A 15,714-nucleotide genomic window follows, 5' to 3' on the forward strand; every position below is an offset into this window, starting at 1 on the left:
GCCTCCACTTCCCGAACAGGGTCGATCAATATGTGGATCTGTGACTTATGCTGACACAGAACTATGAACACCCTCGTGCCCCAGCCAAACCAAAGTATCCATAACCATCTCTGAGCATTTTTCTGCTCACAGTCGGCGCGTATTCACACAGGTCAAGCTGGCTCAGATTCTTGGTACGACATCCCCCCCGATCTGTTACCTTTCTTCAAAAGTTGGCTGAAAGATTGTGATGACGTTTCTTTCCGTGCAAGGATTTCGCCTGGCGTCGTGGTGATCCGGGCAGTCGAGTCCCAAATCAATATGATTGCAATCATGACACTCACAGGGAAACAATTGGTTCAGCGGTATCTGATGACTGATAACAGTCACAGCAAGGCAGGCTGGCAACTGGCCGGTTATTCTCTTCAGCTACTTTGCGGCGTGTTGCTGATGGTGATCGGCGCATTGCTCATGAACGGGCAGGATACCGGTATTTCTCCGATGTTTTCGCTGTGAGTGACATTGCCCCCGCGCCAAGCTGGATCACTCGGCTGACGTAAAAATCTCAACCAGTTCTGATGCAGAAACAGTTTGATTCAAATTGATGAAGCCCCTGAATGGTTCGGGGGCTTTTTTGCTGACTCTGTCTGTCCCGTTCTGAAATGGCATTCAATAAACTGACAATATGATTCCCGTCAGATATAACCCCACACCGTATGAGGTATGTGCCAGCAGGCTGCGTAATCGTGCGGTATTGGGCTGAGGGGTTTTTGATGCAGCGACGCCAGCCCCCATACCCGGTTGCATCAGGAAAAAAGGCGCAACTACAGTCAGCACACCCACAATTAAAGCGGGCAGTAAGGTCGGAGAGGCCGCCCATTCCAGTCCCCAGCCCCACAGCAGCACGGCGGCGAAGCAAATGCCTATCGCATAATGTGCCGTCCAGCCAAGCAGTGTTTCACCTGCGACGGGTTCTGCCTTACCGATATTGGCGTGGGTGAATTGCCCTTTAGGGAAGTGCCCGATCCAACGGCCAACCATGGAATAGTTTAGAGAAGGGATCTTAAAACAGACTTTCAGGAAAAGTGCCCACAGGTCCATGACCAGGGTGGCGCCTATACCCAGAGCGATGGCGCTTAGTATGAAATCAGGTTCCATCTTGGTTCTCTCCTTTTTTTGCGCGGACAATCATGCGGTTAACTATAACAATGTCAGCAAATGAGACGGCTGCGGTATCAATCCACTGATAATGCTATATAATTCAATAAATCGATTGAATGATGGGGCAGTTAATCTTCTATGTCAACAATAAACAATCAGTATCATATTTATTCGGAGTTGGCTGACCTCGCCCGACCTTTAGGAAACGCCCACCGGTTGATACTGCTGGAGCATATCGCCCAGGGGGAAAAGTCCGTTGAAAAGTTGGCAGAACTGGCGGATCTGACAGTGGCAAACACGTCCCAGCACTTGCAGCAGCTCAAGCGAAATGGCTATGTCCAGACCCGCCGTGAAGGCAAGCATGTGTTTTATCGTCTCGCTGATGCGCCCGTTGTTGAACTCTTGATGGCATTGCGTCAGTTTGCCGAGTTTAATCACTCAGAGATCAGAAAGCTGGTGAAAGGCACTTTGCATCATCAGCAGGATGTGGAAGCCATTTCGCGGGAAGAACTACTGGTCCGGATGCAGGAAAACAGTGTGACTTTACTGGATGTGCGCCCTGAAGAAGAATTTGAACAGGGGCACTTGCCCGGCGCGATCAATATTCCTCTTGGCGAGCTCGAAGTACGGCTGTCAGAGCTGCCGAAAGAGCAGGAGATAGTCGCCTATTGCCGTGGTCCTTATTGTTCGTTATCTATAACAGCGGTTAATGCGCTGAAAGAAAAAGGCTTATCTGCCCGCCGTTTAAACGATGGTGTGCCCGAATGGAAAGCGGCCGGCTTTAAAGTCGATGCTCTCTGATCCAATCTGAGTGTTTCCATGGCTTCATAATTGCGTGGTTTTCAAAGTGATATGGGTTTCATAGTGACATGGGTTTCGCACTGAGTGGGTTCGGTGAGAAACCTGTATTCTAAGTATCCAGAGCAAGCATCCCGGATAAACATCCAGAATATCAATTGAACGTTGACACATAAGTGACCCGTATCCTATGCTGAATATCAATCAATAATTCAATTGAATGATATTAATAAATTCAACAGACGTTAGTTGGCTATTTACATAAGGATTCCGGGATGACTCTCAAGGAACAACAGGATGCACAGGTGACAATGGGTACAGACGTGTCGTCTGCATCTAAACTTGCTTTCCCCCTGCTGGCTGTGGTGCAGGCGACACTGATTTTCACCATTGTTATGATTGGTATCCCTCTGCCGGATATCGGGCGTGAATTTGGGCTGCAGGCTTCAGATTTGCTTCTGGTCAGCACGGCATATGGGCTGCCTTTCAGCGGGTTGTTGTTGTTCGGAGGCCGGCTGACCGACAGATTTGGCGGATTGAAATTATTCACACTGGGGCTGTGTGTTTTTGGTCTGGCTTCGGCGATTGCGGCTTTTTCAACCCACTTCAACATGATGGTTGCTATGCGCTTTTTGCAAGGAGTGGGCGCCGCTTTGACGGCACCTGCCGCGGTTGCTGTTCTGCGCACCCTGTTTCCGGACCCGGGCGCTTTTATGAGAGCAATGGCAACCTGGGGAGGTGTATCAGTGCTGGGTGGTGGTGTGGGTTTTCTCGCCTCAGGCGTGGTAACGACTTGGGTTTCCTGGCGTTGGATGTTTGTTGTTCCTGTGATTATCGCCATCATCGGATTAATGGCTGTGAAATGGGTATTGCCTAAAGACGCGCACAGCCAGACAGCTAAACATAAGATCGGGCTTGATCCTCTCGGCGCCTTGCTGGCCACACTGGGTATTTCCATTGGTAGCTATGGTCTGATAGCCAGCGGCGAACTGGGCTGGTCAACTCCTGCGGTTTTGGTCCCCGTACTGGTGGGCCTCTGTCTTATCGCCTTGTTTCTGGCCGTTGAACGGCGTGTCAGTGATCCGTTGCTGCCAAAAGGTTTTATCGGTGAGCCGAGCCGTATCGTGGGGTTGGTGGGTATTCTTCTGGCTGCCGCCAGTATGGGCCTGGTCACTTTCCTGTTGTCGCTGTTCCTTCAGATTCAACAAGGCTGGACCCCGCTTGAAACAGCAGGTGCCTTTGTGCCTTACACCTTAACCCTACTGATCATGAACCAAGCAGCAAGCCGCATTGTCGGGCGACTGGGGGCACTGAAAGTAACAATCAGCGGTTTAGTGATTGGCGCTGTCGGGCTGAGCATGCTGGCGGGCATTCATCAGGAAGTCACCTATGTGTCAGGATTACTGCCGGGCATCGTTATTCTGACTTTGGGGACATCACTGATGTTTTCGGGATCAGCTGTGCTGTCCACTATGAATGTACCTCAGCATCAGGCCGGTTTGGCGGGAGGAGTAATGAATACTTCGATGGAATTAGGCCCCACATTCGGACTGGCTTCTTTGATGGCAATTACGGGCATAGCCTCTGATGTGGTCGGGGGATATAGTCTGGCGTTTGCGGCAGCTGCGGGCATTTATGTGGCGGCAGCCTTACTGGCATGGTTGATCACCAGGCGTCGATATCAATCGACAGTGCAAACAGCGAGTGAGCAATCAGGCTAACTGTGACAATGAGCCATAAAGTGCTTATAGAGCGACATCTTTAGTTGCTGTAAATATCGCCTTTGATCATATATGTCACAGGCATATACAAAACAATCAATTGATCGCTTGACCGAATAATATATCGCCTTCTAGTTTGTAACCTATCTACTTGTTGCATAGTAACGAGTAGATAGGTTTTTGCGTTTTAGATAATAACAATTTTATTAAATGCAAATGATTGAAAGACAAACTAAGGACACATGACCCATTATGAACGTTGATCAAGTTGGCAAACTAACCCTTAAAAAACAGGTAGTTAATAAACATGGCGTTAATAAACAGATAGTTAAAAAACATGGCCGTCTGTCATTCAGGCACGACGGGCAAGCGTCGCACGAAGCAGGCCGGGAAGATGAATATCTTGATGCCCTGTACCACGGGCAACTGCCCTTGCATCAGCCACTGGCCGAGCAAATGACCGCGGTTTCTGAACCACAGGAACAGCCATTAACGGACATCCAGTATGCGTATCTGATTGGACGGAACACAGGTCTGGAGCTCGGAGGATTATCCAGCAGTTACTATCTGGAGCTGGATGTCGACGCTCTGGATGAGGATCGTTTCAAGTATGCCGTGAATCAGATCATCGGCAGGCATGCCATGCTGAGGGCTGTTGCTGTTTCTGGCGGCAAACAAAAAATTGTGCCGGCTTGCAGCCTGTATTGCATTAAATCAAAAGATATTAGTGCCTGGGAAGCTTCAGAGCAGGATAAGTATCTCACCACACTGCGCCAAAGCTTGGAAAAGCAACGGCTTACGCTAGACGAGGCGCCATCATTTGAAATGCGAATCACCCGGTTAACGGAAAAGACATGGCGTTTGCATTGCCATTTTGATCTCATGTTTCTTGATGTGATCAGTGTAAGGCTAGTGCTGAAAGATATCTGGAGTGAATATCAGCAGAAGGGAGATGCCACACCGGTAAAGTTACCGGATTTCCTGAATTATGTCGCCGCAGAGCGCATACTTCAGGGGGAGGCGCAGGGCCAGAACGACCAGCAATACTGGCTTGAACGCATTAATCATCTTCCCCCTGCTCCTGAACTGCCACTCAATACTTCCCCGCAACAAATTGAACACCCCAATATTCAACGCCTTTCCAGATTGTTACCTATGCAGACCTTAGCGTCATTAAAACAAGCTGCTGATAAGCATGGCCTGACAGCGGAAGCCGTGTTACTGGGGTGCTACACAGAGGTCATTCGTCAGTGGTCAAAACGGCAGGATTTCACCCTGACACTGACCCAGATGGGACGCAGGCCTTACGAAGATGCGATTGACCAAACGGTAGGAAATTTTCTCCAGCCTCAGCTGTTGCCCGTCTCTTGTGTCGCGGAAAGTACTTTTTCAGAGCGGATGCTAGAAGTGCAAACCTTGCTTTATCAGGGAAAGTTGCATGCCTCATTTAATGGCATTCAAGTGTTGCGCGAGCTGACCAGCCGTAAACAGGAAAATCGCGCGATCTCAATGCCAGTGGTGTTCAGTAATACATTGACCCCTGAGTTAGCGGAGTGGGTGCCCGACTGGCGGGGATCAGACAGCAAGCAGGTGTATGCCAGTAATCAAACACCGCAGATCTGGCTGGAAAACCAGATCACCCTCGAACAGCAAGGCCTGGGAATCCATTTTAATTATGTGGATGGCTTGTTCCCGCCAAACCTGGCCGAAGACATGATGGACGCTTATCTGGATTTGCTGAATCAGGTGATTTCAGATGAAGCGCTCTCAGAGCAAACCATCTGGCAGAAAACCGGTGCTGTGGTGAGCATACCTGAGTCAGATAAGGCAGAGCGGCGTGCGGCGAATGATACATTTGTCGATATCCGCCCCAGATTGCTGCATGACAGCTTGCTGGATGCGGCGAAAAATCGTCCGGATGCGGTTGCCATAGAGCAGGGGGAAAAACGCCTCACTTATGGCGAACTGGCCGCGAAATCAACGCAACTGGCGGCGAAATTACGAGAATCTGCGCTTATTGAGGCCGGAGATATTATAGCGGTGTCTTTGCCACAAGGACCTGAACTGATCGTCGGTATTTTGGGGATCTTGCAGTCAGGCGGCGCCTATGTCTCGATAGATCCTGCTTTACCGCAGCAAAGACGACTGCAATTGCTGCACCGCTGTCAGGCCAAAGCGGTTGTGACCAGCACAGAGATTTTCATCAGCCCTGAAGAATATCAGCCTTTTTTAAGGGTGGATCTGGATACTTTGCCGGATGAAGTGCCTTTAGAGACTGTGTCACCTATTCAGAGCGCTGATGATCTGGCCTATGTGATTTTCACTTCCGGCTCAACCGGCGAACCGAAAGGCGTCATGATCAGTCACAGCAATGCCGTCAATACCCTTGAGGATATTAATCGCCGCTTCCAGGTTACCGCTGATGACGCCGTCCTTTCTATTGCACCGGCAGGGTTTGATTTATCTGTGTATGACTATTTCGGGGTGTTGGGTGCCGGCGGCCGTTTGGTGTTTCAGGCCACAGACGCACAAAACGATCCCAAAATCTGGTGCGAGACTCTGATTCATCACGGCATCACAATCTGGAACAGCGTTCCTGCCCCGGTCAAAGTCATGGTGGATCGGGCCAGTGATCAGCTGGCCAGCAGCAAATTGCGACTGATTTTAATGAGCGGCGACTGGATTCCGGTGGATTTACCGGATGCGATCCGCAACGCACTGCCGGATGCGCAGGTCATCAGTCTGGGCGGTGCAACGGAAGGTTCCATCTGGTCGATCTGCTATCCCATTGAGCATGTGGAGAAAGACTGGGTCAGCATTCCCTATGGCAAACCCCTGGCCAACCAGCGCTTTCATGTGCTCAACGAGTGGCTGGAAGATTGTCCCAAATGGGGGATCGGTGAGTTGTATATCGCGGGTGAAGGGGTTGCTCAAGGCTACTGGGCAGATCCGGAGAAAACGGCGCAGCGGTTCTTTACCCATCCGAAAACCGGTGAACGTTTGTATAAAACCGGGGATTTGGGGCGCTATATCCAGGATGGCTTGATAGAGATTCTGGGCCGGGAAGATAACCAGGTCAAAATCAATGGCTACCGGGTTGAACTGGGGGAAGTGGAATTTGCTTTGCTGAGTCTGCAAGCCATCAACCATGTTGTGATTGATGCGCCGGTTCACCCTAAATCGGGACAGCGACAGCTGGTGGCTTATCTGGTACTGCATGATAACGTTGATTGTGACCATGAAACCATAAAACAACGCTGCCGGGAGCAGGTACAAAGCACCTTGCCGCCCTATATGGTGCCCACTTACTTCGTCATTTTGCCTTACATGCCACTCACCGCAAACGGCAAGATAGATCGAAAAGCATTGCCGGCACCCTGGCCGCAAGAGCATGCACAGACAGCAGAGACCCCCCCCGTTTCTGCGACGGAAAGCCGGTTACTCAATCTCTGGCGCGAGCTGTTACAACATGATGATCTGGATGTGAATGCCGGGTTCTTTGATGTTGGCGGCGATTCGCTGATTGCTGTCGCGCTGTTAAGCACACTGCGTGAAGAATTCAAGGTCACGGCTGTTCAGGAACAGGATCTGATCGAAGGTCTCTTCATGAACACCAGCATCCGTCAGTTTGCTCAGATCATTGAATCGATGAAACAACTCGATGGAGTCAGCCTGGGATGAGTGCGCTAGCCGAAGAACCACTGGCTCAGAGCCAGTTTGATTTCATCATTGTTGGTGGAGGGTCTGCGGGCTGCGTGCTCGCAGCCCGCCTGTCGGAAGACAGTCACAAACGGGTGTTGTTGCTCGAAGCCGGACCCGAGTCAGATGCCCACCTTGCCGACAGTCCGCTTGCTGATGCATCGCGTTTGGTGCTGGAAGGTTACAACTGGTCGTATCAAGCGCAATTAAAAGGCAGCCTTAGCCCGGCCAGTGATCTGGTTCGCCATCTGCCTGCTGATCAACAGAAGGAGACATTTCCACCTCCTTTCGACTACCGAGTGGGGAAAGTGCTGGGCGGATCATCAGCCGTGAATGGCGCTGTTGCACTGCGGACTTTTCCCCGTGACTTTGCGCGTTGGGCCGAGATGGGGTGTCCGCAGTGGTCGTGGCAACACGTACTGCCCTGGTATCGCCGTCTGGAAACCGATACGGATTTTCCTGACGATGATTTGCACGGCGATCAGGGACCTATGGTACTGCGTCGTCCTGACTCTGACAGCCTGCATCCGTTAGATATGGCTTTCTCTGCTGCCTGCCAGAAGCAAGGCATTCCTTATATTGAAGATCTGAATGCCGGCGAAGCACCCGGTGTCGGTCCTGTACCTTCCAATGTTAAACAACACGCCGAGCGTTTGGATGCCTACCAGGCTTATCTGGCGCCGGTTCAGAACAGGCCGAACTTAACGGTACTGACAGACGTTCTTGTCTCCGCCGTCAGGTTCAGTGGGACGGTGGTATCAGGCATTGAAGCGATTTATCAGGGCCGCAGCCATCGCTTTGAAGCCAGTGAAGTGGTGTTGGCGGCAGGCGCCATCGGCACCCCTGCTTTGTTACAGCGTTCCGGAATTGGCGATCCGGCACATTTACATGCCCTGAATATTCCAGTGCGGGTAGACCGGCCAGCCGTTGGCCGCAATCTGCAGGATCATGCCTCTCTGGTGATTTGGGCGCTTCCCAAAGCCGGTGTCTGTCGTCGTGGCTTGCCGTGGCGCCAGATTGCCGCGCGCATCTGTAGCAGTACGGGTGAAGAAGCCGATGTCCAGATTGGTCTGCTCAACAATGTCGAAAGTCACACCGTACCTAAATTCAGGCACCGGCTTGAGTATCCCATGATCGTTGGCGCTTCTGCCATGCTGATGCAGCCTGCTGCGCGGGGACAGGTTTTTATCACCAGCCGCGAGGCAGAAGTGCTGCCATCTATCCAGCTCCCGCTACGTGAGAACGAGGAGGATGTTCACCGCATGGTCGGGGCTGTACGGCAAATGTGGCGCGCACTGCATGACCCGGATGTTGCCGGTTTTCTGGATGGGATCCAGTTCTGGTCTGACGCCATGATTAACAGCGATCGGGTGATGCACAGCGCGGTCAAAAACATGCTCAACCCGGGCTGGCACGCATCTGGAACGGTTCGGATGGGGCCTGAACATAACCCGGATTGCGCGGCAGATCAGAATGGCAGGGTGTACGGGGTCAGTGGCCTGACCGTTGCTGATGCTTCACTGTTTCCTGTGATTCCCTCCATGCCGACCAATTTAACCACCATCATGCTGGCAGAGCGTATCTCGCACGCATTGAGAACAGGAGGTCTGGATGTCTGCGAATAAAAACCTGGTTGTGTATGCCTTCCCCCATGCAGGTGCAAGTGCCGGCATATATCGCCCCTTCTGCCAGCTTCATCAGAACAGCGGCACGGCACTATTACATCCGGTTGAAATCCCCGGACGGGGAGTGCTGGGGCGTGAACCCGAAGTGACCTGCCTGCATACGCTGGCTGAAAAACTGGCAGATACCCTGTTTAGTGATTTTCAGCAAAAGCAGCAGCAGGGGATTCAGTGCTGGGCGACATTTGGTCACAGCTTCGGCGGTGTGCTCAGTGTGGCAGTCACAGACGTTATGCATAAAAAGTATGGGATCAAGCCTGCGTACAGCATGGTGTCGGGATCAGTCCCGCCCAGTGAGCAAGATATCGATGATTTGCACTTATGGTCGGATGAATCCCTGCTGCAAAAAATGCGAGCGGATCAGGGAACACCGAATACTGTGCTGAATGAACCGGCGCTGGCCAGGCGCTATGTGGCTCAGTTGCGCAGTGATTTTCTGGTGCGCAGTCAGTTTCCTTCACTCAAGGATCTGCGTGTTTCACAGCCCCTGCTGCTGGTGGCTGCATCGGACGACCCGCATGTCACAGAGGCGCAGCTTCAGAAGTGGCGGCGGCACACTTCGGATCGGACAAGCATGATCCGGGTGAATGGCGATCACTTTGCGGTTTACCGGCACTGGCCTGTGATTCAGCAGGCAATGGATAGCGAAGCCTCGTTCAGGCTTGCGGCGGAAAACAAAATGGACAGTTGGAGTGTGTTTCAGTGAGTACAACCACAGATGAGCTAAAGGAATTCCGGCTGTCTTGCCGGGAGTGTTTTGACCATTACGCGAAACCCCATCTTGAAAAATGGGAGACACAAGGCCTGGTTGACCGCGATTTCTGGCAAACCATGGGAGCGCATGGCTTGCTGGGTATGGGGGTCAGTCAGGATCTGGGCGGACAAGATAAATCAGATTATCGCTACGCGCTGGCGCTCACGGAAGAAATGCTGGCAATGGGAATGACAGCGCCGATTGTGATTTCCCATAACGATGTGATTGCCAGTTATCTCAACCAGTTTGCTTCCGAAGAGCAGAAACAGCGCTGGTTACCGGATTTGTGCAGTGGCCGACGGATAGCCGCTATTGCCATTACCGAACCAGGCGGAGGCTCAGATTCGGCCGGGATGAGCACGGAAGCGACAGCAGACGGTGATAACTATGTGCTCAATGGCCGTAAAGCGTTTATCACCAATGGCGTGAATGCGGATCTGTTTATCGTCGCGGTGAAGACTGACGCCGGGCCGCGGGGACAGGGAATCAGCCTGATAGTGGTGGAACAAGGCATGGCTGGTTTTACTCAGGGTGAAGCGCTGAAAAAGCTGGGATGGCATGCCAGTGATACGGCGAATTTAGCGTTTGATCATTGTGTCGTACCCAAAAGTAACCTGCTTGGACGGGAAAATCTTGGCAGTTATTACTTTATGACAGGCATGACACGCGAACGCTTAAGTATCAGTACCGTGGCGGTGGCGAGCGCGGAAATCATGATGGCAGAGACGCTGGCTTACGTGAAACAGCGCAAGGCGTTTGGTCAGCCGATCGGAGCGTTTCAGTACAACCGCTTTCTACTGGCGCAACTGGATACCCAAATCAAAGTCACCCGCAGTTATCTCAATGACGCCATTGATCGTTTTAATGCGGGATCGCTAAGTCTGGAAGATGCGGCCCGGCTGAAATGGTGGGCAACAGAAGTGCAGAACAAAGTGGCGGATGAGTGTCTGCAACTGCATGGCGGTAGTGCTTATATGAGCGATTCGTCGATTGGCAAATTGTGGGTCAACAGCCGGGTTCAGAAAATTTATGGCGGCACCAGCGAGATCATGCTGGAAGTCGTCAGTAAATCCATGGGGCTTTAGAGAGGAAATGATGGATATCGTCAAAAACAAAACGGAAACATCCAACAACGTCTGGCATGTAGAACACGCTACTCTGGCGGAATGGCAAGCGGTGATGGCCTGGGCAAAAGATGAAGGCTGGGACATGGGCATTGGTGATGCCAACGCCTTTTTTGAGGTTGATGATCAGGGTTTCTTCATCGGCTATTTGGGCAAAGAGCCTGTCGCTGCGATGTCAGTCGTTAATTATTCGTCCAGCTTTAGTTTCTTCGGACACTATTTGGTTCCCCCGGCATACCGTGGGCAAGGTTATGGTCTTAAGCTTTGCCAAAGTGCGTTCACCCACGGTGGGGATCGTTGCATGGGACTGGATGGCATGCCGGCCCAGGTTGATAACTATGCCAAATGGGGGTTTGCAGGGGGCCGGAATAACCTGCGCATGGTGGGTCAGGTCCAGCAGGATTACCACTGTCCTGATCATCTTGAGTTGGTACAGGCTGCGGATATCGACCATATCGTCGCATACGATAAAAGCTGTACTGGTATTGACCGCAGCGCCTTACTGAAACACTGGTTCACCGGGGAAACACGTTACGGCTTCATTTGCCGAACCGGTCAGGAAGTGACTGGCATTGTTGGAGTTCGTCAGTCGCAAGAGGGTTACCGGCTTGGTCCTTTGTTCGCCAATACCCCCGACCTGGTGGAACCTCTGTTCATCGCGGCATTATCTGTTGTACCACAGGGGAGACAAGTCACCTTGGATGTCCCTGAAAAGGCAGATCCAACTTTGATCAATCTGGCACAAACCCATGGATTTGAATCCATCTTCCATACACTTCGCATGTATCGCGGCGAACCACCGAAAGAGCAAGAGCACAAGGTTTGGTGCATTGCGTCATTGGAGCTTGGTTAATCATGAGTGAAAACACTATTTCAGAAACTATGACAGAAACTATGACAGAAACCATGGCTGAAAACGTTGAGACAGCTGAAAAAGGCCAAGCGATGAATCCATCAACACCCACATTGCTGGAGTGGATGGGGGGACGCGACGCGATCCGTCACTTGCTGCAAGTGTTTTACGCCAAAGTTGAAAAAGATGACTTACTTCAGCCCCTTTTTCAGCATATGCCGCCAGATCACCATGTTCATGTGGCTATGTGGTTTGAAGAAGTCTTTGGCGGTGAGCCTCTGTATACCAATGACAGAGGAGGGTTCAAAAATATGATCCGCAAGCACAGGGGGCGCTCGATTCAAGCCGAGCAGCGTGACCGTTGGGTGTCTTTGATGATGCAAAGTGCGGATGAAATTGAACTGCCAAGTGACCCTGAGTTCCGCTCAGCGTTTACGGCATACATAGAGTGGGGATCTCGCAGGGCAATGGCCAATTCACAACCGGGCGCTAAGCCTTCCAAGCGGGATACCGTGCCCAGATGGGGATGGGGAGAAGCGCCTCCGGGCACACTTTAGGAGCAAAGCTATGTTGGTGGCTGTCAGTGATTTGCATGTCTCTCACCCGGAAAACAGACGGGTTGTAGAAGCACTGTGCGCTGGACATCGCGGCGATTGGCTGATTCTGGGCGGTGATGTGGCCGACGATCTCACCGATTTTGAGTGGGTTATCCGATTGGTCGCCGCGCGGTTTTACCGGGTCATCTGGGTGCCCGGTAATCATGAGCTTTGGTGTACGCCCAAAGAGCCGATGGCGTTGCCCGGTGAAATGCGATATCGCCAGCTTATCGAGATCTGCCACCAATATGGTGTTCTGACTCCTGAAGATGACTATCCGGTTTATACCGCTGAGAACGGGCAATCATTTTTGCTTGCCCCTATTTTCACCTTGTATGACTACTCGTTTCGTCACCCTTCTGATTTCACGCCGCAGCAAGGGTTAGAGAGGGCAAGACGGGCAGGTGCGGTTTGCTCAGACGAGTTTTTTCTCAAAACGTATCCCTATCCGGATATCCGAAGCTGGTGTAATGAGCGTGTTCAGTACACAGAAGCCCGACTGAATGCCGTATCAGAGCAGCTTCCCATGATATTTATCAATCATTTTCCAATGCTGCAGGTCCTGACTCAGTCCGTGCAACCGCAGGAATTTTCAATCTGGTGCGGCACACAACAGGTTGCGTCCTGGCTAACTCGTTTTTCGGTCTGCCTTGTCGTGTACGGGCATCTTCACATGCATGGTTCCACGGTACTGGAAGGAATACCGCATGTTGAAGTGTCTTTGGGTTACCCGAAAGACAGGCAAGGCCGCGATGCGTCCGGCATGTTAACGGTACTCGACACGCTCTTGATGTGACGCACTTGCTCGGACAGCGTCGGCAGAGATGTTGATCTGTGTCAGGGACAGATTCGGTAATAAATAAGGAAATCAAATATGGATAAGCTTCAGAACCAACCCACAGCAAAGCCCAGGATACTGATCGGTGCATCAGGTTCTGTGGATATTATGCTGCTGCCAAAATACTTACAGGCGATTAAAGGAGACATTGACTGTGAACTGACCGTTCTGATGACACCGACGGCAGAAACATTCATACCGGCATCCAGCATGGCACTGTATTGTGACCGGGTGATCGCGGGTGAACAGCCCCGGGACTGGCCAACAGATAAACCTTCCCGGATCGTCGCCGATCATGATGTGTTGTTTGTGATGCCAGCCACGGCAAATACACTTGCTACTGCAGCGCAAGGCGGTGCGACCAACCGGTTGACGACCGTGATCCTGGCAGCGGATTTTCCTGTGTGCTTCTTGCCCGTGATGGGTGCCGTGATGTGGAAAAAGCCCGCGGTGCAACGCAATGTCCAGCAGCTGCGTGAAGACGGTTATGACGTGGTTGAACCGGTTTGGCACGAGAATTTTGATGCGTCGCTCAATCGGATGGTTGGTCATCCCTCGTTACCTGCGGCAGAAGCTGTGATCAGCCTGTTACAGGCGGCGCTGAAAAAATAGCAGGTAGTAAACTGTTCAGGCAGAGGCAGAGGCAGAGATAGCGAACAGTATTTGTTGTACCCCTGTTTGCTGCCTTCATGCTTCTTTGATAACCAGATCGGCAGGCCGGGTGTGCTGAAACGCTGCTGCCTGCCGGCGAATCCAGTCACTGAATAACCTGACCTTTTCACGTTTAAAATAACCTTCCGGCGCACACAGGAAATAACTGTAATTGGGCCGGACCGCAATGTTACCGATACGCACCAGGGTGCCATCTTCGACAAATCGGTGAGCCAGGCTGTGCCGAGCCAGCGCAACACCCTGTACAGACAAGGCCCCTTCAAGCACATAGCTGGCGCCATCGTACACCAATGAGGTGGAACCGCCTTGAACGCCGACAATCGACATCCAGCGCTCCCAGTCCATATCCGGTAAAAGATCACCAATCAGATGAGCACCTTGTAAGTCTTCAACCGCAAAAATCTGATGTTCTTTCTGATAAATCGGATGGCAGACGGGGTAGAGCAGGTCATCCATTAGCCACTGACTGGTCAAATTCGGATAGCGACCTTCACCGTAACGGATGCAGAGATCTAACGAAGATTGCTCAAAATCTACCAGTTCATTTTTCGACTCAACCAACACAGAGATGTCAGGGTGCTCAGAGCGAAATGCTGTCATGCGGGGCACCAGCCAATGGACAGAAAATGAGGGCAGTGTCGACAGGGATAAACGTTGGGGTTCCGGGTCATTGTTAATCAGCCAAACGCCATTCTGAATGTGTTTGAAGCCTTCCTGACTGTGCTCAAACAGCGTCTGTCCTTCCGGGGTCAGCACCACTCGCCGGTGCTGGCGGTAAAACAAGGCGGTACCCAGCCAGTCCTCCAATAACCGGATCTGCTGGCTGATGGCAGCTGCAGTGACATGCAGGTGCTCGGCAGCGGCTTTAAAACTGCCGTAATGTGCCGCCTGATAAAAATAATACAAGCCCTGCAGTGGTGGCATGCGGTGTCTGAGTTCATTTGGTAATGACATTAGTTTTCCTTAACTGAGTGTCAGGATCTATCGTTTGAGCAACTGCTGACTCTGGTCGAAGATAAATCTATCTTTCGATGATAATAGGTGGTTGCTATGGGGATAACAACATATAAGCTTGCGTTTGCCGGGAGCAAAGAAATGGTGGGTTGGATTAAGTCTGGCTTTTCTTATTATCGACGCTGGCGTCAGCGGGAGCGTGACTTACGCCACTTAAGTGAGTTACCAGACTACTTATTGGATGATATCGGGCTGGATCAGAACATTGTCGACGCAGAACTGCGAAAATCTTTGACTGGTGGAAAAGAGAAGCGATGAATAGATACGGTGACAGGTTTTCAGGCGCTGTGGCGGGTAGCCCCAAATTGGGTCGATGCTGAGCTGCTTATAAACAAAAAGCCAGTCTTTCGACTGGCTTTGGGGGCGTGTTTAGTTAACTCTTCTGGTTCACTTACGCCAGCAGCTCTTTCGCGGTGCTGACCACATTTTCAGTGGTGAAGCCGAACAGTTTGAACAGCTCGCCGGCCGGGGCCGATTCACCGAAGCTGGTCATGCCGATGATGCGGCCGTCAAAGCCCACGTACTTGTACCAGAAGTCAGCAATACCGGCTTCGATAGCGATACGGGCAGTCACGTCAGATGGCAGCACAGACTCACGGTATGCCGCGTCTTGCTTGTCGAACGCATCGGTCGATGGCATAGACACCACACGCACCTGCTTACCTTCGGCGCTCAGCTCGGCCGCTGCGTTCATTGCCAGCTCTACTTCAGAGCCGGTGGCAATCAGGATCAGCTCAGGTTTGCCGGCGCAGTCTTTCAGGATGTAACCCCCCTTGGCGATATCTGCAACCTGCTGTTCGTTACGTTCTTGCTGAGCCAGGTT

15 protein-coding genes are annotated in these 15,714 nt (G+C 51.8%); 12 read left to right on the forward strand and 3 right to left on the reverse strand.

Annotated features, from left to right (window positions below; translation table 11 throughout):
• The first annotated feature begins 351 nt into the window (after window positions 1-351).
• Window positions 352-495 (forward strand): hypothetical protein, encoded by a 144-nt coding sequence (locus P0Y67_RS20405; RefSeq protein ID WP_342393321.1) that lies wholly within the window; start codon window positions 352-354, stop codon window positions 493-495.
• Between the two features lie 153 nt (window positions 496-648).
• Here P0Y67_RS20405 and P0Y67_RS20410 read toward each other — a convergent pair whose 3' ends face one another.
• Window positions 649-1,137 carry a DUF2938 domain-containing protein gene (locus P0Y67_RS20410; RefSeq protein WP_161442833.1) on the reverse strand — a complete coding sequence of 163 codons (489 nt, stop codon included), beginning with the start codon at window positions 1,135-1,137 and terminating at the stop codon, window positions 649-651.
• A gap of 141 nt (window positions 1,138-1,278) precedes the next feature.
• Between P0Y67_RS20410 and P0Y67_RS20415 the strand changes: the two genes are divergently transcribed.
• From P0Y67_RS20415 to P0Y67_RS20460, 10 genes are all read left to right on the forward strand, one after another.
• Window positions 1,279-1,941 (forward strand): ArsR/SmtB family transcription factor, encoded by a 663-nt coding sequence (locus P0Y67_RS20415; protein ID WP_342393322.1) that lies wholly within the window; start codon window positions 1,279-1,281, stop codon window positions 1,939-1,941.
• Window positions 1,942-2,213: 272 nt separating this feature from the next.
• Complete coding sequence (locus P0Y67_RS20420) at window positions 2,214-3,659, forward strand: MFS transporter (protein WP_342393323.1); 1,446 nt, start codon at window positions 2,214-2,216, stop codon at window positions 3,657-3,659.
• A gap of 252 nt (window positions 3,660-3,911) precedes the next feature.
• Window positions 3,912-7,340 (forward strand): non-ribosomal peptide synthetase, encoded by a 3,429-nt coding sequence (locus P0Y67_RS20425; protein ID WP_342393324.1) that lies wholly within the window; start codon window positions 3,912-3,914, stop codon window positions 7,338-7,340.
• Window positions 7,337-8,983 carry a GMC family oxidoreductase gene (locus P0Y67_RS20430; protein ID WP_342393325.1) on the forward strand — a complete coding sequence of 549 codons (1,647 nt, stop codon included), beginning with the start codon at window positions 7,337-7,339 and terminating at the stop codon, window positions 8,981-8,983. The genes P0Y67_RS20425 and P0Y67_RS20430 overlap by 4 nt, the downstream gene beginning before the upstream one ends.
• On the forward strand, window positions 8,970-9,746 hold the full coding sequence (locus P0Y67_RS20435) for a thioesterase II family protein (RefSeq protein WP_342393326.1): 777 nt from the start codon (window positions 8,970-8,972) through the stop codon (window positions 9,744-9,746). Before P0Y67_RS20430 ends, P0Y67_RS20435 begins: the two co-directional genes overlap by 14 nt.
• On the forward strand, window positions 9,743-10,879 hold the full coding sequence (locus P0Y67_RS20440; RefSeq protein WP_342393327.1) for an acyl-CoA dehydrogenase family protein: 1,137 nt from the start codon (window positions 9,743-9,745) through the stop codon (window positions 10,877-10,879). The genes P0Y67_RS20435 and P0Y67_RS20440 overlap by 4 nt, the downstream gene beginning before the upstream one ends.
• Window positions 10,880-10,889: 10 nt before the next feature.
• Window positions 10,890-11,771, forward strand: coding sequence for a GNAT family N-acetyltransferase (locus P0Y67_RS20445; protein ID WP_342393328.1), 882 nt, complete (start codon window positions 10,890-10,892; stop codon window positions 11,769-11,771).
• A gap of 2 nt (window positions 11,772-11,773) precedes the next feature.
• Window positions 11,774-12,328 carry a group II truncated hemoglobin gene (locus P0Y67_RS20450; protein WP_342393329.1) on the forward strand — a complete coding sequence of 185 codons (555 nt, stop codon included), beginning with the start codon at window positions 11,774-11,776 and terminating at the stop codon, window positions 12,326-12,328.
• Window positions 12,329-12,338: 10 nt separating this feature from the next.
• Window positions 12,339-13,163 carry a metallophosphoesterase family protein gene (locus tag P0Y67_RS20455; protein WP_342393330.1) on the forward strand — a complete coding sequence of 275 codons (825 nt, stop codon included), beginning with the start codon at window positions 12,339-12,341 and terminating at the stop codon, window positions 13,161-13,163.
• A gap of 78 nt (window positions 13,164-13,241) precedes the next feature.
• Window positions 13,242-13,817 (forward strand): flavoprotein, encoded by a 576-nt coding sequence (locus P0Y67_RS20460; protein ID WP_342393331.1) that lies wholly within the window; start codon window positions 13,242-13,244, stop codon window positions 13,815-13,817.
• Window positions 13,818-13,892: 75 nt separating this feature from the next.
• On the opposite strand, the gene P0Y67_RS20465 is transcribed toward P0Y67_RS20460, so the two are convergent.
• On the reverse strand, window positions 13,893-14,831 hold the full coding sequence (locus tag P0Y67_RS20465; RefSeq protein WP_342393332.1) for a LysR substrate-binding domain-containing protein: 939 nt from the start codon (window positions 14,829-14,831) through the stop codon (window positions 13,893-13,895).
• 96 nt (window positions 14,832-14,927) lie between these two features.
• Here P0Y67_RS20465 and P0Y67_RS20470 point away from each other — a divergent pair, with 96 nt between their 5' ends.
• Window positions 14,928-15,149: a DUF1127 domain-containing protein gene (locus P0Y67_RS20470; protein WP_342393333.1), complete on the forward strand. Its 222-nt coding sequence runs from the start codon at window positions 14,928-14,930 to the stop codon at window positions 15,147-15,149.
• Between the two features lie 133 nt (window positions 15,150-15,282).
• Here the strand turns inward: P0Y67_RS20470 and P0Y67_RS20475 are convergent.
• A partial coding sequence (locus tag P0Y67_RS20475) for a transketolase-like TK C-terminal-containing protein (RefSeq protein WP_342393334.1) occupies window positions 15,283-15,714 on the reverse strand: 432 nt, incomplete at its 5' end.

The sequence above is a fragment of the Photobacterium sp. SP02 genome, from assembly GCF_038519165.1.
Classification (GTDB): Bacteria; Pseudomonadota; Gammaproteobacteria; order Enterobacterales; family Vibrionaceae; genus Photobacterium; species Photobacterium halotolerans.